Origin of the sequence: Neolewinella maritima (assembly GCF_923081025.1) — a bacterium.
GTDB lineage: Bacteria > Bacteroidota > Bacteroidia > Chitinophagales > Saprospiraceae > Neolewinella > Neolewinella maritima.
This window is the reverse complement of record NZ_CAKLPZ010000001.1, coordinates 342,713-360,092: the sequence shown is the minus strand read 5'-3', so window position 1 is coordinate 360,092 and position 17,380 is coordinate 342,713. Positions and strand designations below refer to the sequence as shown.

Genomic DNA, 17,380 nt, shown 5'->3' with positions numbered 1-17,380 from the left:
TAATTGCGATTCGTGATTAAAAGTTGAGACCGACCTGAAAGTTGAATCCGCGGGTGACGGGGTAGTTACCTACATCAACACCGAAGTTGGTATCGGCGGCACCTCCCACGGCGGGGTCGAGGCCCTCGTAGCCCGTGATGGTGAACAGGTTAGTAGCGGAGACGGCTAGCCGCAGGCTATTGAATGCACCACCCAGCGCACTGTTGGGCAGCGTGTAGCCCAGCGTCAGATTGACCAGACGCAGGTAAGAGCCATCCTCTACGTAGTAGCTGGTCGACTGCTGGTTGGTACTGAAGTTAGCGGCCGTCTCGTAGATAGGAATCTCGGTATTGGTATTGGTGGGTGACCAGCTGTCCAGTACACGACTGGAGATAGCTGCTCCCTTGAACGTACCGTAGAAGTCGGTGAACCACCGCGAGTTGTTGTAAATCTCGTTGCCCAGGCTGGTGTAGAAGAAGGACGTCAGGTCGAAGTTCTTGTAGATCAGCTTGAGGTTGAGGCCTCCGGTGAAGTCAGGGACAGCACTTCCGAGCAGCGTACGGTCGGCTTCATCGATCACGCCATCGGGTACACCGGTAAGCTCACCGTCGTCGTTGCGGCCGTTGTTGTCCTCGAAGCGGAAGCGGCCGGGAGCGGCACCCTCCTGGGTAGGCGCACTGACTACTTCGTCGTCGCTCTGGAAGAGACCGATCACCCGGTAGCCGAAGAAGGAAGACAGGGGGCTGCCCACTTGGTTGCGAACGATGTCTCCGTTGATCCGAGAGCCACCGCTGCCGAAGAAGTCGACATCGTCGGTGAACTTGGTGATCTCGTTCTTCAGTAGGGCACCGTTCAGCGTGACCTCCACGCCGAAGCCGGAACCCCAGGTATTGCGGTAGGTGATGGCGGCATCAACGCCCTGGTTGAGCATGCTACCGATATTGACAGCCGGAGCTGCGGCGGTAGGGCCGGTTACGTTAGGAAGGGGCAGTACGACCAGGAGGTCGTCGGTCGTCTTTCTCCACACATCCACGACGAAGTCGATCTTGCCGTTGAGGAGCGTAGCATCCATACCGATGTTGGTCGTGATGGCTGCTTCCCAGCGGGCGCTCTCCGTACCGATCCGGCTACGCCGGAATCCGTTGCTGGCTGTCGAGTTAGATCCAGTGATCGGGTAGCTGGCCTGGCCGACGCTCTGATCGAAGAGGCTAAAGCGGTTCGAGGCACTCACGTTGTTGGAGTTACCCATCTGTCCCCAACCACCACGGATCTTCAGGTCCGTGATCAGGCTCTGGTTTTCCATGAAGGATTCACCGGTAACACGCCAGGCGGCGGAAAAGGCGGGGAATGTACCGTAGCGGCTGTCCGTACCGAAGCGGCTCGATCCGTCGCGGCGCACGGTAGCAGAAGCGTAGTAGCGATCGTTCCAGTTGTAGTTCACCTGCCCGAAGGTGGAGAAGAACTTGACCGGCACGTTGTACCCACTGCCGGGAGGGTTGGCACTCACCGTGTTCAGGTTGATAAAGTCGAGGTTGCGGCTAAAGGGGTTAATGCCACTCGCACCACTCTGTCGGCCATTGCCGGCGGAGAGCGCTTCGACGCCTACCAGTACATCTACATTGTTTGCACCGAAGTTCGTCTTGTAGCGCGCGGTATTGGTGAACGTCCAGTCGAAGAAGTAGCCCTGGAACTCGTTGTAGCCGAAGCTGCTGTTGTTCTCCGAGTTCTCGTACGTCTGCCGGCTGTAGCCATTGCCGTTGTACTCCAGGTACCGACCGCCGATGCTCGACCGCAGTGTGATCGCTTCGATGGGGTCTACCTCGATGTACACGTTACCAAAGGTCGCGGTGCTGAAGTTTTGGTTGTTCTTCACACCTTCCCGCTCGGCGCGGGGGTTGCGGGGGTTAGCAAAACCCTGGGCAGCCGTACCGGCAAAACCGCCGAACTCGTCGTAGACGGGAATGATGGGGTTCATACGGGCCGCGCCGAGGATACTGTTCTCGTCACGGGCAACGCCGGCACCGCCACCGCCACCGATCTGGCCGGTAGCACTGCGGTAGGTGATCTGCAGGTTCTCACCGATGCGTACCCGGTTGCCCAGGTCGAATTCAGTGTTGGCGCGCAGGCTGTAGCGATCCAGGTCGTTGTACAGCAGGATTCCCTCCTGTACCTGGGCGCTCAGACCGACGTAGTACCGCAGGTCCTCCGTAGAGCCCTGGAAACCCAGCGTATGCCGCTGCAGGATACCCGTGCGGGTGATGGCGTCATACCAGTCGGTACCTTCTTTGTTAGCACGCACGACCTGATACAGGGGGCCGAAACGCGCATCGATGTTGTAGTTCTCCCGCTCGGCGTCGAGGTCGACGTTGCCGACTACACCGAAACGATTGCCTACCAGTAGGTAGTCAGGAAGCACCGGCGTGGCACCGTTGCCGTACTGGGGGTGTCCCCAGGCATCGTCACCGGGCTGCAGTCCGTCGTTGCGCAGGGCCTCGAAGGTCTTGTCCGCATCCTGTTGCGGGGTCAGGAATTCCTGACCCTCACCGGGGTCGGTCAGACCCACCAGTCCGTTGTAGCTGATGGTGAGGGGCTGGGGGGTCTTCTTGCCCCGCTTGGTCTGAATGACGATAACTCCACCGGCGGCACGGGCACCGTAGATAGAGGCCGAAGCGGCGTCCTTCAGTACGGAGGTAGCCTCGATGTCGTCGGGGGAAAGAAATTCGATGTTGTCAATGGGTACACCGTCCACTACGTAGAGGGGTGCGTTGCCACCGAAGGAGCCGAAGCCGCGAATACGGATAATGGAGGTCGTACCGGGCTGTCCGTTCGTAATGACGGTCACACCGGGCGCGCGGCCCTGCAGCTGCTGCTCGACGTTGCCCGAAGGAACGGCGGCGAGCTCTTCGGTGGATACCGTAGAGATGGCAGCGGTGGTCTGTCGCTTCGTACCGACCGAATAGCCGGTCACCACGATCTCGTCCAGGGCTACCCCCTCGCTCATGATCACGTCTACGACCGTTTGTCCGCTCAGTACGACGGTCTGGGTCTCGTAGCCCGTGAAGGAATATTCCAGCTCCACGACATCTTCGGGAACGGTGAGTGAGTAGTTGCCGTCGAAGTCGGCTACCGTACCTACGGTAGTGCCCTTGGCCAGCACGGTAGCACCGATGAGGGGGAAGCCATCCGCATCCTGGATATTACCCGTGACAGTAGTTTGCCCGTACACGGCGGCTGTAAGACACAGCGCCACGATGAGGCCTATAAGTCTGTTCATGATCAAGTAGAATTAGTGAGTCGAAGTTGATTAACGTCCGAAATGTACAGCACTCCGGTATCTAGTCGTAAGGTACTGCGAACATACTCAATTTTAGAAAAACCATGCAAATCCAAATTATTTGTTTCGCCGGGGGGCCTACATAGCAGCGACTTCTGTTTAAGATTCTAGCGAAAAGTTCACGCCTCCAGCCGGTACGTGGGCTATCTTGGCGACTCCCACTTTACTGTCCAGCATGCGTACCGGTAGCTTCCTTCTCTTCGTGTTCGTTCTTTTGGTCTCGGGCTGTGATTCTACCCCTCCCACCCTATTCGTGCGGGTGCCCACCGCGGAGAGTGGACTGACCTTCGCCAACCGCATCACCGAAAACGACACCTTTAACATCCTCGACTTCGAGTACGTCTACAACGGCGGCGGCGTCGGCGCGGGCGACTTCAACGGCGACGGCCTTACCGACCTCTACTTCAGCGGCAACACGGCCGACAACCGCCTCTACCTCAACCTGAGCGACTTCAAGTTTCTGGACGTCACCGAGCAGGCAGGGGTAAGCGGGCGCGGCCGCTGGTGCAGTGGTATTACAGTCAGTGATGTCAATGGCGATGGTCTGCCTGACCTCTACGTGAGCGCCACCGTGCGTGAGCCCGCTAGCTTACGGGCGAACCTGCTGTACATCAACCAGGGTAGTGAGGACAATGGACAGGGGGTCTCTATCCCCCGCTTCCGGGAAGTAGCCCGCACCTGCGGCCTCGCCGACACCTCCCACACGACTCAGAGCGCATTTCTGGACTACGACCGCGACGGCGATCTCGACCTGTACGTACTGGTCAACGAAATGGACGACCGCGCCATCCCCAACCGCTACCTGCCCAAACGGACCGACGGCAGCGGCCGCAAGAACGATAAGCTCTACCGCAACGACGGCCTAGCTGCCGACGGCCTGCCCCGCTTCACCGAGGTGACCCGGGAGGCCGGTATCCTGACCGAAGGCTACGGCCTGGGCGTGAGCGTGAGTGACGTGAACCGGGATGGCTGGCCCGACCTCTACGTCACCAATGACTACCTGAGCAACGACCTGCTGTGGATCAACAATCAGGATGGCACGTTTACCGACCGCGCCGCCGACTACCTCAAGCACAGCAGCTACTCGGCCATGGGCAATGACGTAGCCGACCTGAATGGCGACGGCATAGAGGATCTGTTCAGCGTAGATATGTACCCGGAGAACAACCTGCGCCGCAAGGCCATGATGCCGCCCAACAACTACAATGCCTACCTTAATAATGCGCGCTTCGACTACCTGCCGCAGTTCACCCGTAATACGCTGCAACTCGGGGCCCGCCCCACGGACAGCACGCTGGTGTACCAGGAGGTAGGTATGCAGGCCGGCGTGGCCGCTACCGACTGGAGCTGGAGTCCGCTGGCCGCCGATGTAGACAATGACGGGGACCGCGACCTGCTCATCACCAACGGGTTCCCGCGTGACGTGACGGACCGCGACTTCATGGACTATAACGTGCAGATGAGTCAGCTGGCCAGCCGGGAGATCCGTCTGGCGCAGATCCCCTCGATCAAGATCCCGAATTACGCCTATGAAAATACCGGTGGCAACGTACCCGTATTCACCAAGCGCATTGCGGAGTGGGGGCTGGACTACCCTTCGTTCAGCAACGGAGCGGTCTACGCCGACCTGGACAATGACGGTGACCTGGACTACGTAGTCAATAACATCAACGACAGTTGCTTCCTGTTTCGCAACACCCTGATCGGGGACGCGCAGCCGTCGGATACCCACTGGGTGCAGTTTCGGCTGGAGGGTAGCGGACTGAATACCTCCGCGCTGGGCGCGCGGGTGACGGTGTACGGTCCGCAGTACCCCATGACAGCCTACCACCACCCCACCCGCGGCTTTCTTTCCAGTGTGGCCGACGACCTGCACTTTGGCTTTGCCGCCGGTGATACCCTGGGTGACGTCGTCGTAGACTGGCCGGACGGTACGCGCCGTGCTTACGCCGGCCTGCAGTGGGACCAGCGGATCGTACTGCAGCAGGAAGATGGAACGGAGGCGCTCGTACTAGAGGACAGTCTCCCCACCCCCCTGCTGCAGGCGACCGATCACCTGGACCAACTACCGCTGCACCGCGATAGTCTGTTTATCGACTTTAATGTACAGCCCTTGCTCCCCCACAAACTCTCCGAGTACGGGCCAGGGTTAGCCGTGGCCGATGTCAATGGAGACGGGCTAGATGATGTGTACCGCTCCGGCAGTCACTTCTTCCCTGGCTACCTCCTGCTGCAGCAGCCCGGTGCGGCGGGGGAAGCCAGCTTCCGAATGGCTTCGCCGCTGCCCGTAGACAAGGGTCCGGAGGAACTAGGCAGCCTGTTTTTCGATGCGGACGGTGACGGTGACCAGGACCTATACCTGGTGAGCGGCGGTAGCGAGCTGAGTATCGACCGTCCCGAACTTTTGGACCAGCTACTTCTCAATGACGGCAGCGGTGCCTTTACCGTAGCCGAAGGTGCACTGCCCGGGGTATACTCCAGTGGCTCCTGCGTGCGGGCTGCCGACTACGACCGCGACGGCGACCTGGACCTGTTCGTCGGGGGCCGTCTCCAGCCTGCCCGCTTCCCCGAACCCGTGGACAGCTACGTGCTGGAGAACGACGGCTCGGGCCACTTCGCGGTAGCCCCCCTACCCGAACTGAGCGCCCTCGGCCTGGTGTGTGACGCCCTGTGGACGGACTACGACAATGACGGCTGGGTAGACCTACTGATCGCTGGCCAGGGCATGAGCCTACGCTTGTTTACCAACCGGGAGGGCGTACTCAGCGAGGCTACCCCCCCTACCCTCGCCGAGCACGTAGGCTGGTGGAACGGACTGACGGGTGCAGACTTCGACCACGATGGAGACATCGACTATGTAGCCACCAACTTCGGCAGCAACAACCTGTACCGGCAGAACGGACAGGATTACGTGGGCCTCTATGGTGCGGACTTCGACGGCAACGGCGGCTACGACCTACTGGTAAGCAACTACGCCCTGGCCGAAGACGGCACCTACGGGGAGTACCCCCACAACCAGCGTACCGACACGGAAAAGCAACTCATCAGCGTCAAGCAGCGCTACCCGCGTCACGATGCCTTCGGACGGGCCACGATCGATGAGATCGTCGCGGGCTACCCCAGTGCCGAACTCACCGCACTGCGCGCCAACTATTTGCGCTCGGCCTGGATCGAGAACTTGGGAGATGGAACCTTTGCCTTCCACGAGCTGCCCCGGGAGGCTCAGGTCGCCCCGCTCTACGGCGTGCAGCCCCTGGATGTAAACGGTGATGGCTACCAGGATCTCATCGCTATCGGCAACGACTACGGTGCCGAAACAGGCATGGGCATGCTGGATGCGCTTAACGGCCTAGTCCTATTATATGTGCCGGAACGGAAAAATTTCGAGGTCCAATCACTTGGCACCTCGGGCATCTACGTGCCGGGCAATGGTCGCAGCCTCAGCGTGCTTAACCTCGCCAGCACCCCCCTCGTGATCGCCGCCGAAAACCAGGGGCCTACCCGCAGCTACCGAGTCACCCCATCAACTACCGGAGCAGACCCGACCTATACGGTTGTGGACGATGATGTCCAGCGCGTCACCTACATCCTAGACGGTAAGCCGGTAACTGAAGAGGTCTACTGGGGCAGCGGCTACCTGAGTCAGCGCAGTCGCGGAATCTGGCTTCCGGCGGGAGCCGAAAAGGTCTCCTTCACCAAATCAAACGCCCTACCCAGCCGATAGGCGATCTACCCGTGCAGCGGTCTACCCCCAAAGGGGTCTAACGAGCCGAAGGCGATCTACCCGCGCAGCGGTCTAATTCATAGGAACCTCCATAGCCAGGACCCGCGCACCCTCCGGCCCAGCGATAAGCGTAAAGCGCTCCGTAGCGGTGACGCCGAGTCCATCCCGCGTTCCGAGCTGCTGCCCGTCTACCTCAGCACTCCCTTCAAGAATGAACAGGTAGACGCCATGACCGGCTTTGTTGAAGGTGTAGTCCGTATGCGTACCCGCGTCGAAGCGGCCGATACTGAAGTAAGCATCCTGATGGATCCAGACGGTACCGGCTACCGCAGCAGCCTGAGGAGCGAGCACCTGCTGCCAGGCGTTGGTTTCCTTGTCCGCATCCATCGCTAATTGGTCGTAGCGGGGCGTTACGTTGCGCGCATTCGGAAACACCCAGATTTGTAGGAACTTGACCTCGCGATCAGCGTGCTTATTCTTTTCCGAATGCACCACGCCGGTACCGGCACTCATGACCTGTATGTCCCCCTGCCGGATGACCGTAGTATTGCCCATACTATCCTTGTGCTCCAGATCTCCCTCCAGAGGAATAGAGATGATCTCCATATTATCGTGGGGGTGTGACCCAAATCCGCGACCGGCCGCGACCTCATCGTCGTTCAGTACGCGCAACACCCCGAAGTTGGTCCGCCGTGCGTCCCGGTAACTACCGAAGCTGAAGGTATGGTGCGTATTTAACCACCCGTGATTAGCGTGGCCGCGCGAGTCAGCGGCGTGATAAACAGTCTTCATGATTTACTATTGTATGTACATTAGATACAAGTGTATAACATCTTCATCAAACATTAGGTTGCCCCAATCTACCACCCCGAAGGCGTCTAACCCCGCACAGCGGTCCACCCCCGCAGGGATCTAACCAGCCGAAGGCGTCTAACCCGCGAAGCGGTCCACCCCCGCAGGGGTCTAACCAGCCGAAGGCGTCTAACGAGCGTAGCGATCTACCTACCTTCGCCGCATGGATCAGCTAATCGTACACCACCTCATCGTCCACGAGCTCAAGAAGCAGCCCGAAATGGCCGAAGCCGACCTGCTGCTCAGCACTCAACCCCTGGCCATCACCGAGCAGGCCGTGGACCTGATCGGCCGGCTGGACCAGACCTTCGAGCGGAAGTCCGACCTCCTGCAGGGCTTCCTGGTGGCACCGGATGAGGGCCTTTTCCCCGCCTACTACCAGAACTGGCTGGAGGAGGGCCGCAACCGGTCGGCCTTCGTCACCTTCAGCCAGAACGCTATGGACGTGCTAAAAAACAGCCTGCAGGGTGTAACCGGGGCCAAGGGGGGCTACCTGCTATTCGCCGACTACACCATCGAGGAGCAGCGTATGCTTGGTATTTATATGATCCGCAATACGGAGGGAATGGTTTTTGTGGATGACGAGGAGCAGGACGCCCTGCGACTACAGACCACCGCCTACCTGGATATTCAGAATATGGCCATGGCGGCCCGCTTACTGGCCGGCTCCGGACGCAACGTACAGATGATCCGCCACGCCCGTACGCAGAGCAGCATCAGCCAGTACTTTACCGACTGGGTAGGTATCGACCGGGCTGAAACCAGCTCCGAGCTGACCTACTCCTTCCTGGAGATGGTCGAAGAACTGCCCGTACCCAAGGACCGGGAGACGGGTTTTGCCATGAACGACGGAGACTTCGAGAAGGCACTGGTCAAGTATGCCGCCAAGGCCCCGCAGCAGACCATTCGGGTGGAAGACTTCGATGCACACTTCTACGGCAATGAAAAGCCGCTCAAGGATATGCTTGCCGAGCAGGAGAGCCCCATCGATCAGGGCTTCCGGGTAGATCGTAAAGCCCTGCGCAACCAGTTCTACCTGCGGGCCGGGGTGGGCGGTATCAGCATCACCTGCACCAAGGATCATTTCCGCAACGGTCAGGTACACATCGACGAAGCGAGCGGCAAGATCACCATCCATAGCGAGGAGTTGGCCTCCCTACTACTGGATCAATACGGGGAGTAAGGCCCAAAATACTGTGTGAGCGCGAACATCTGCCCGCTTGCGCTAGGTTGTATAGCTACTAACCTAAACTACCACTACTATGGCTACGACCGACCAGAACCCCGAAACTACCTCTACCGCAAGTGCAAGCAGCGAGAACCTGCCCACTACCACGGACACCGCAAACAAAGCGGAGCAGGCTGATGCTATCATCAAACGCTATGCTCTGTTCGGCACTGCAACGGGACTGATTCCCTTCTTCGGCCTCGACGTAGCCGCCATGACCGCCATCCAGGTCAAGATGATTAAAGAACTGGCCAACGTATACGAGTACGACATCGACGACCAGATGATCCGTATGACGATCACCACCGGGGTTACCTCCCTGGCCGGCCGTTTGGTCACAGGTGTACTCACTAGCATTACCAAAGCCTTCTCGCCCCTGAAGTTCCTCATCGGCGGCGCTACCCAGGCAGCCCTGAGCGGATTCCTGACCGCCGAGACCGGTAAGATCTACCAGGCACGCATGTCCAGCGGTGAGAACCCTGCCGACATCACCGTCAGCGAGATCGTCAACCACGTGGTCGCCCAGATTCAGCAGGGTGAATGGAACCCCACCAAGGTGGCCGGCTTCCGCAACAACTTCAGCTACCTGATGGACAATAAAGAGAGTGACAAGGCCTAAACCTGCCTCGGCATTCGTCGACGAATACAAAAAGCCCCGCTGCGTAGTACGTAGCGGGGCTTTCTGCTATCTTAGAAGTTGTAGTTGAAGCCCGTACGGAACTCGTAGGGGGAGTCATTCAGCCGGTCGGGCTGGGTAAGACGAAACATGACCAGGATCTCGAAGCCGCCCATGCCGGGACCACCACCCTGGCTCAGTCCGGCCCCCAGGAAGGGAACGGCCCGGGTAGCCCGCTGCTCGATGAGCTGCTGCCCGTTGGCGGTGACTCCGGTGATGACTACATCACTCAGCAGACTGTACTCCGCCTGCACGAAGAAGCCACGGTAGATCTTGGCCCGGGTGAAGGCACCGATCGACCAGGTCCAGTTGCGTGACTTTAGTCTGCCGCCGCCGGTACCGGTCTCGAAGCCGTAAGCATTGTAGATGATGCTGGCCCGCGGGCCTGCGCTGATTATGTTATTGAACTTGTAGCCTACGATGGGATTGATACCGACCCGAAACTGGTTGCTGAACCGGGAGCTCGAGAACTGTAGCACCGCACCGGCACCGTACCAGATATCTCCCGCCTCATTAAAGGTTTCCCGCTGGCTGCGCTGGTTGCCGTAGCGAATGTCATCACGGGCAGCATCTTCCCGCGTCTGGGCGGTAGTAAAAGTAGAAAACACGAGGCAGCACAGGAGGGGGAGTAGATAACGTAGCATAGAAGATAGCGTAAATGGAGGAGTAAAGATAACGGAATGAACGACCGGTAAGGGTGTGTGCCCGGCGGGCTTAACCGCCACTATGACGGACGGCGGCCAATTCTGCGCCGACTTCCTACCTTTCGGCCTGATGACCGACCGCAAAAAGACGGGAAATCGTGGCGAAGCGTTGGCCCGGCAACACCTCGAGGCCCTAGGTTACGCCATCGAGGCGACCAATTACCGCTACCGTCGCACGGAGATCGACCTGGTCGCCGCCTTCGAGAACCGCCTCGTATTCGTGGAGGTGAAGACGCGCAGCTCGCTGGCCTTCGGTCACCCCAGTGTGTTCTTCAAGCGGCCACAGCAGCGACGTATCAGCCGGGCCGCCTCCATGTACATGGAGCAAACCAACTACGACTGGGAGATCCGCTTCGACCTCATTGCCATTCACCTGCGTTCCACGGCCGATTATACCCTGCAGCACTACGAGGACGTGTTCTTTCCGGGACTACACTAGATACTTCCCCGCCCCTTGAGTTCCAGGTATTTGGAGATGGTTGCTCCGGTGAGGTCCTCGGGACGGGTCAGCACTACCTGTATACCGTTCTGCCGTAGCCTGGCCGCCATCAGTTCCCGTTCCTGCACGTAGCGCCGCGCGGTACTCTTGCGGTATACCTCCTCGATGCTCGCGGCCGGGGGCTCCAGCAGTTCGGTGATTTCCGTGTTCTGAAATAGGATCACGACCAATGCGTGGTTGCGGCCGATGCGGCGCAGTACCGGCAGCACCCGGTCCAGCGCATTATTGCTCTCGAAATTGGTGAATAGCAGCAGCATACTCCGGGCGGGCAGAAAACGCCGGGTGGCATAGTACAGCAGGTCGTAGTCGCTCTCCCCCTCCCGTTCCTGTTGCCGGTAGAGCGTCTCCAGAATACGCCGCAGCTGATCGGGCTTGCTGTCGGCGGTGAGTACATCGCCGAGCTTGTCGGAAAAGGTGATCAGGCCGGCCCGGTCGTCGCGGCGCAGGACCACGTTGGAAACTGCCAGCGATGCGTTGATAGCGTAGTCGAGCAGGCTCAGTCCAGCAAATGGCATCAGCATCGACCGGCTCTTGTCGATTACGCAGTAGATGCGTTGGGCCCGCTCTACGACGTAGGTATTGACCATCAGCTCCCCCCGCCGCGCGCTGGCCTTCCAGTTCACACTGCGCAGATCGTCTCCGCGGACGTAGTCCTTGATCTGATCGAATTCGTAGCTCTTGGCCACGGGTCGGGGCCGGCGGCGGCCGCCCGTCCGCACGGTCTCATGGCCCCGCGCCGCAAACTGCTTCATCTGTACGATGCTGGGGTAAACGGCGACGGACTGTGCAAGCGGCACCGCTACGCGCCGCTCGACCAAGCCCAGGGCGGATCGTAAGAATAGCTGGAGCGCACCGAAGCTATGTACGCCCCGCTGCGTGGGCCGCAGGCCGTAGCTGGTCGTAAGCATCGCTCCCGCCGCGATGGAGACCGAGATGTGATGATCTCTACGTTGCAGCTGCTCGGGCAGCTCATCGATCAGGGTGAGCCAGAGGTCGTGACTCCCGGCATTGTGCAGGGATAGATGCACCTGCATTTCATCCCCCAGGGAGAAGACGGGCGGCGGCTGGCGCGTCGCCGTCAGTGATTTAGCAGCGGAGTGCAGGAGGTAGGTATCGTAGACGACCAACAGCAGCAGCACGCCCAGTAGCACGGTAGATAGCCAGAATGCGCCGGGGTACCAGAAGCCTATCGCACTGAGGGTACTCACTACCGCAAGACCCAGGAAAAAGCGGCTCCCCAGGTAGAGCGCACTTAAATGATTCATAAAGGTGAGTATTTGGGCCGTCACGGGTGCCCCAAACTAAACTATAATTACCGTAGCCGGCGTTCCCCCGGTACTAACTACCACACATTTGAAACATCCCGTTCTACTGCTGTTCCTGTTCGGATTACTCGCAAGCTGTAGTTCCTTCCGTCCGGCCACCTCGGTGCGCAACCCCTCCCGCGCCTCGGGCGATGCCGTTGTGCGCACGGATCGGACCGCCACTCGGCACCCGCGACCGCGCCCTACTCGCACCGCGCCACCCGTACCCCGCAAGAAAGAGGCCCCCACCGGACCAACGGCGGCCGTACGCAACAACTTAGTGAGTAAGGCGGAGCAGTACCTCGGACTGCGCTACAAATACGGTGGTAATACGCCCCGGGAGGGCTTCGACTGCTCCGGCTTCGTGAAGTACCTGTACAACGACCAGGGGCTGGACATCCAGCGCGTGAGCCGCGACCAGGCGCGACAGGGCCGGCAGATCGACCCCGCTACGGCCCAACCCGGCGATCTGGTGTTCTACCGTCGTGGGGCCAACCAGCCGGTGTTTCACGTTTCGATGATCGTGTCAGCAGCACCCGGGGAGATCTGGGTGATCCACCCCACCAGCAGCCGGGGCGTTATTCGGGAAAATATCCTTGCGTCCTCCTACTGGCGGCCCAAGATCTATACCGTTAAGGACCTGATTCAGTAGCCGCCGCCCGTCTCGGTCGGTAGTACGCTTTCGGTCTGGTTGATCTGGCTCTTGTTATTATAGCCCTGCTGAATCTCCTGCTGCCGCATCGGCATACTGTCGATGAGGTTGAGCAGTACGGAGGGCGGGGTCACGGTGTTTCTGGCACGGTACTTTTCGTAGCTATCCAGGCCCACCAGGATCAGCTCCATCTGGTAGGGCTCCGCGCTGAAGTGATCGTAGAAATACCGCGAGGCGCTTTCTCCCAGAAAGATGCCGGTATTCTCGTGCTCGCCGTCCGGGGTGATCAGCATGATCTTGATCATACGCTCCTCCAGTTCCTCTGCGGCCTGCTGGAGTAATCCGTACTGCTCTACAAAGAGTGGGTCGCTGATATCGGGGGTGAATACGAGAATTAGCCTAGCCTTCCACTGATAGTCGCTCAGACTCTGTGCCGTAGCAGTGAGGGGCAGTAGCACGGACAGGCAGATCAGGAGGGCGGAGGCTTTCATACCCCTGAAACACAGTCCCTTAGTCGGATGTTCCGGATAGCGCCATGAGCAGGGCCCGGAAGCTTTCCGGCTCGCCGTAGAGGGAGTCCTGATAGGTCGTAGCCCGCAGCCGCAGGTTCCAGGGCAGGTCGTCGCGCAGTTCCAGCTCGACGGTGATGTTGCCAAACTTCTGGTCTAGTCCACCGCGCTCCAGGGGGGCGGTCTGCCGCTGGTGCCGGGTACGGGGCTTGAGGTAGTGACGCTCCTGGGTCTCTACCCAGTCTTGCCGGCTGAAGACGCGCCGGTCGCTGATCTGCGTGCGGTAGTTGAGGGCCAGGACCCGCTCCTTGAGGTAGTGAAAGAAGTGGTTGATCTCCTCGCGGCGGTACTGCGTCTCGTGAAAGTGCACCACAAAGCCCTTGCTACTGGTGGTATCCAGAAAGCTGACGGACTGATCGGACTGCCGCCCCGTCAGAAACAGGGCGTACTGATCGGTGATCCAGTCGAAGAGCCGGCGGCGGGCCAGCGTTTTCTTCCACCGCTCGTAGTCGGCTACCTCTTCGGTATCGCGCTCGATCAACTCGTGCACGGCCGGTGCCTGCGGCGTGCTTTCGGCCGCCGCATCGAAGAGCGCCGTGATCTTATCCCAAAAGTTAGCCATAGCGAGTTAGTTAAAGCGAGTGACGGTGCCCCGGAGCCGCTGCTCGCGCTCTTCGGTGTAGCCGAATTCAGCGTGGGGCAGGAGTCGGTTCAGGGTTTTGGTGACCAGTAGGAGCTGCTCGGGATGCAGACTGAAGTCATGTGCCTCCCCGCGGTCGTCCACCAGGTAAAGGGTGGCACTGTGCATCAGGTTCAGCCCGAAGGGCATGCGTTCGGTGACCATACCGTACACCCACACGATGCGGTGGGGTGCCTCGCGTAGATCTTCCCGCCAGGCGGCGGCGGGTTGTTCGCCCAGCAGACGCACCAGCCAGTACACCCCCAGCGTGGCGCCCAGAATACCCAGAAAGGGGAATACCGCGGAGTAGCGCAGGGTGAACAGACAGGTCGCCAGACCCACCACCACCAGGCCTACCGCGGTGAGTTGCTTCATACGGTGTTCCCGCTCCATACTATCCCAGAGGGGCAGCAGTCCTGGGTGTCGGAGTAGGCGTTCGTGGGGGGACATAGGTATATAGGTCTGCAGGCCAGGGCTGGTTTATTTTTCCCCACCCTTTTTATGTCACTTACGCAAACAAGCGGTTGCTCCCCTACGCTTAGTCTTATACAGATGCCCGCTGACAATAAAATTCAATCCTACGCCCATGTGGTGGTGCTAGACGCTGCTACCCATACGGTGCGCGCGGCGAGCAGCAACCTGCAGGACATCACGGGCGCGGCCGCGGGTGCCATGGTCGGATGGGCAGCTACGGACTTGTTCCCCCAGGATATTTTGGACGGACTGCCGGCTAACCGGGATCGGCGCGTCCCGCTGCCCCAGCGCATCGGCAGCGATGGTCCGGTAGACTGGGGGCACCGCCAGATCATCCCCTTTTTTGACCAGGACGTCATCGTCCTTGAGATCGAACCTTACCTGCAAAATCAACTAGGCAGCCTGGATCGGGAGGTAGCTCTCAACGACATCACTAAAGGACTCTTGGAGGCTAGCGACTCCAACGAACTGCTCAATATGGTGTGCCAAAAGCTGGCCGCATACCTTAAGTTCAACCGCGTGATCGCCTACCAGTTTGAAGACAATGGCGCCGGATTGGTACGCAACGAGTATAACGATGGTCGCTTGCCCGCCATGCTGAACCTACGCTTTCGCGCCTCCGACTTCCCGGATGAAGGCTACAAATTGCACGAGCGGGAGACGGTACTGAACTTCGCAATATCCTCCATACCCTTCGCTACGGTACAGGGTGATCTCGGTGCCGGAACGCACAGTGTCAATTACTATTTAGGTTGCCGGACCCCCTACCCCATTTTTGAGCAGTTTATGGTGGAGTCTGCTTTCAAAACCCTATTGAGTATTGCCATCATAGTAGATGGTAAACCCTGGGGAATGCTCTTCGGCCACGCCATCCCGGAGACCCGGCTCGACTATCAACTGCGCACGTTCGCCCACCTGATCGGTACCCTTACGGGCCAGAATATTACGTACCGTCTGCTGGAGGAGATGCGGCAGCGGCTGCTATCCTCCGATGTAGTGCGCTCGACCCTGCGGGAGCGTATCGCCGGCGCTTCTACACTGCGTAAGGGATTGCTAGGCACCGATCCCTCTCTGCTGGAATACGTAACACCCAGCTCCGGAGCAGCACTATTGGTAGAGGATAAGTTTGCCGTCCTTGGCATTACTCCCCCGAAGCACGAGGTGCTCGAGCTCGCAGTCTGGTGTCGACAAGCTTCTGGCACGGAGGATCTGTTCGTGACCAACTGCCTGGAAAAGCAATACGGTAGTGAGCACTTGCGTGAGCTGGCGTCCGGGATACTATTCCTTCCCCTTAATGCCAGTAGGTCGGAGTGGATCATCTGGTTCCGTCCCGAATTGGTGGAGGAGATCATATATGGAAGCTCGGACAACAACCAGCAGGAAACGGGGGAGGCGCGATACGTGTCTGTAACGGAATCGCGCCGGGGCTACGCGCTGGCCTGGTCTATGGCGCAGATACGGGCGGCCCGTGATCTGCAGGCCTTTGTCCGCGATGTGGTCATGGAGCGTTATACCCATCTACGCCGCGTCAATCAGCAGCTCAAAACGGCCTACGCCGAGATGGAGGACTTCAGCTACATGGTCAGTCACGACTTACGCGCGCCGCTGCGGGGCATCGATGGTTTTGCGGAAATCTTACTGGAGGATTACGGCACCGGTATCGGGGAGGGGGGAAAGGAGATCATCCAGACGATCCAGTACAATGCCGCCCGGATGAACCAGTTCATCGCCGATATTCTGGAGTTGAGCCGGGTGGGCCGGGCCAAGTTGATCATCAACGACATTAGCGTGGCGGACTTAGTGGCTGACACCCTCCGCGATGTCAATCAGCAGATGGGCCTCGCCGCTGAGTTGACCGTGCAGCAGCCTATGCCTCCCATTCGCGGAGACCGCGACCAGCTGGCCGTAGTCTTTCGGCAGCTTATCTCCAATGCGATCAAGTATAGCGGAACACGCAAAAAAGCCGAGATCGTCATTGGCTTCCGCCCCGCCGCCGCTGGCGCGCGCTTCGGCGAGTTCTTCATCTGTGACAACGGTATCGGTATCGAGACGCAGCACCAACAGCGGGTATTCGGCATGTTCAACCGTCTGGTCACCCAGGAAGACTACGCCGGTAATGGAGTCGGGCTGGCCATCGTGCGTCGCATCATCAAGCGGCACCACGGAGACATACGCATCGAGAGTAATCCGGACCAGGGGGTCACGTTTCTTTTTCACACCGACCTACCCGCCCCAATTTTTGAGAAAACAAGTTAGGATACGATCGGTTAGTGTAGATGTCCCGCAACACCCCCACGTTTTTTCGCACGAAATCCCATGTACAGCAACCAAATACTCCTCGCTGAAGACGATACCACCGACGCTACGTTCTTCCAGCGCGCCCTCAACCGCCTTGACGCTCCCCCGGAACTTCTCTGGTGTCGAAGTGGTACCGAGGCGTATGAGGGGCTCTGCCGCAGCAGCCGGCCCGAAAATATGTCGCTACCCCGGCTGGCCGTTCTGGACATTAAGATGCCCGGTATGACTGGTTTGGAATTACTTCAGAAGCTTAAGACCGACGATAGATTCAGGAGCCTACCGGTCATTATCATGTCCAGCAGCGACGAGCCGCAGGACATTGCGCGGGCCTACGATCACGGTGCCAATGGCTACCTGGTCAAGCCCAGCCGCTTTCAGGAGTTGCGTGAACTGGTGAGCTGCATCAATTCTTTCTGGATAAAAACCAACCGACTTCGCCCGATCACCGTATAGCGTGGTGTGATTATT

The 17,380-nt window shown here is 59.3% G+C and carries 14 protein-coding genes; 7 read left to right on the top strand and 7 right to left on the bottom strand.

The window, feature by feature from the left end; translation table 11 throughout:
• Nucleotides 1-16 precede the first annotated feature (16 nt).
• Nucleotides 17-3,253 (bottom strand): SusC/RagA family TonB-linked outer membrane protein, encoded by a 3,237-nt coding sequence (locus MJQ68_RS01525; RefSeq protein WP_238749211.1) that lies wholly within the window; start codon nucleotides 3,251-3,253, stop codon nucleotides 17-19.
• Nucleotides 3,254-3,488: 235 nt separating this feature from the next.
• Here MJQ68_RS01525 and MJQ68_RS01520 point away from each other — a divergent pair, with 235 nt between their 5' ends.
• The gene (locus MJQ68_RS01520) at nucleotides 3,489-7,037 is read left to right on the top strand and encodes a VCBS repeat-containing protein (RefSeq protein WP_238749210.1); all 3,549 of its coding nucleotides are present in this window, start codon (nucleotides 3,489-3,491) and stop codon (nucleotides 7,035-7,037) included.
• A gap of 72 nt (nucleotides 7,038-7,109) precedes the next feature.
• Here the strand turns inward: MJQ68_RS01520 and MJQ68_RS01515 are convergent, their stop codons facing one another.
• A complete protein-coding gene (locus tag MJQ68_RS01515) occupies nucleotides 7,110-7,829 on the bottom strand; it encodes a pirin family protein (RefSeq protein ID WP_238749209.1) in 720 nt (239 codons plus the stop codon).
• Nucleotides 7,830-8,052: 223 nt separating this feature from the next.
• Between MJQ68_RS01515 and MJQ68_RS01510 the strand changes: the two genes are divergently transcribed.
• Together MJQ68_RS01510 and MJQ68_RS01505 are read left to right on the top strand one after the other, a co-directional pair.
• Nucleotides 8,053-9,072 carry a nucleoid-associated protein gene (locus MJQ68_RS01510; RefSeq protein ID WP_238749208.1) on the top strand — a complete coding sequence of 340 codons (1,020 nt, stop codon included), beginning with the start codon at nucleotides 8,053-8,055 and terminating at the stop codon, nucleotides 9,070-9,072.
• Nucleotides 9,073-9,151: 79 nt separating this feature from the next.
• Nucleotides 9,152-9,736, top strand: a complete 585-nt coding sequence (locus MJQ68_RS01505; protein ID WP_238749207.1) for a YcjF family protein — start codon at nucleotides 9,152-9,154, stop codon at nucleotides 9,734-9,736.
• A 71-nt stretch (nucleotides 9,737-9,807) separates the two neighbouring features.
• Here the strand turns inward: MJQ68_RS01505 and MJQ68_RS01500 are convergent, their stop codons facing one another.
• The gene (locus MJQ68_RS01500) at nucleotides 9,808-10,437 is read right to left on the bottom strand and encodes a hypothetical protein (RefSeq protein ID WP_238749206.1); all 630 of its coding nucleotides are present in this window, start codon (nucleotides 10,435-10,437) and stop codon (nucleotides 9,808-9,810) included.
• 130 nt (nucleotides 10,438-10,567) lie between these two features.
• On the opposite strand from MJQ68_RS01500, the gene MJQ68_RS01495 reads away from it, so the two are divergent.
• Nucleotides 10,568-10,936, top strand: coding sequence for a YraN family protein (locus MJQ68_RS01495; RefSeq protein ID WP_238749205.1), 369 nt, complete (start codon nucleotides 10,568-10,570; stop codon nucleotides 10,934-10,936).
• On the opposite strand, the gene MJQ68_RS01490 is transcribed toward MJQ68_RS01495, so the two are convergent.
• On the bottom strand, nucleotides 10,933-12,261 hold the full coding sequence (locus MJQ68_RS01490) for a DUF58 domain-containing protein (RefSeq protein WP_238749204.1): 1,329 nt from the start codon (nucleotides 12,259-12,261) through the stop codon (nucleotides 10,933-10,935). The genes MJQ68_RS01495 and MJQ68_RS01490 overlap by 4 nt on opposite strands.
• An 88-nt stretch (nucleotides 12,262-12,349) precedes the next feature.
• On the opposite strand from MJQ68_RS01490, the gene MJQ68_RS01485 reads away from it, so the two are divergent.
• The gene (locus tag MJQ68_RS01485) at nucleotides 12,350-12,952 is read left to right on the top strand and encodes a C40 family peptidase (RefSeq protein WP_238749203.1); all 603 of its coding nucleotides are present in this window, start codon (nucleotides 12,350-12,352) and stop codon (nucleotides 12,950-12,952) included.
• Here the strand turns inward: MJQ68_RS01485 and MJQ68_RS01480 are convergent.
• From MJQ68_RS01480 to MJQ68_RS01470, 3 genes are read right to left on the bottom strand one after another with little or no spacing between them, the layout of a single operon-like run.
• Nucleotides 12,946-13,443 (bottom strand): DUF4174 domain-containing protein, encoded by a 498-nt coding sequence (locus MJQ68_RS01480; RefSeq protein WP_238749202.1) that lies wholly within the window; start codon nucleotides 13,441-13,443, stop codon nucleotides 12,946-12,948. The genes MJQ68_RS01485 and MJQ68_RS01480 overlap by 7 nt on opposite strands.
• A 19-nt stretch (nucleotides 13,444-13,462) precedes the next feature.
• A complete protein-coding gene (locus MJQ68_RS01475; protein ID WP_238749201.1) occupies nucleotides 13,463-14,083 on the bottom strand; it encodes a hypothetical protein in 621 nt (206 codons plus the stop codon).
• Between the two features lie 6 nt (nucleotides 14,084-14,089).
• The gene (locus MJQ68_RS01470) at nucleotides 14,090-14,590 is read right to left on the bottom strand and encodes a hypothetical protein (protein ID WP_238749200.1); all 501 of its coding nucleotides are present in this window, start codon (nucleotides 14,588-14,590) and stop codon (nucleotides 14,090-14,092) included.
• Between the two features lie 102 nt (nucleotides 14,591-14,692).
• On the opposite strand from MJQ68_RS01470, the gene MJQ68_RS01465 reads away from it, so the two are divergent.
• Entirely contained in the window at nucleotides 14,693-16,870 is a 2,178-nt protein-coding gene (locus MJQ68_RS01465) for a sensor histidine kinase (RefSeq protein ID WP_238749199.1), read from the top strand.
• A gap of 60 nt (nucleotides 16,871-16,930) precedes the next feature.
• Nucleotides 16,931-17,365, top strand: a complete 435-nt coding sequence (locus tag MJQ68_RS01460; RefSeq protein WP_238749198.1) for a response regulator — start codon at nucleotides 16,931-16,933, stop codon at nucleotides 17,363-17,365.
• Nucleotides 17,366-17,380: the final 15 nt, after the last annotated feature.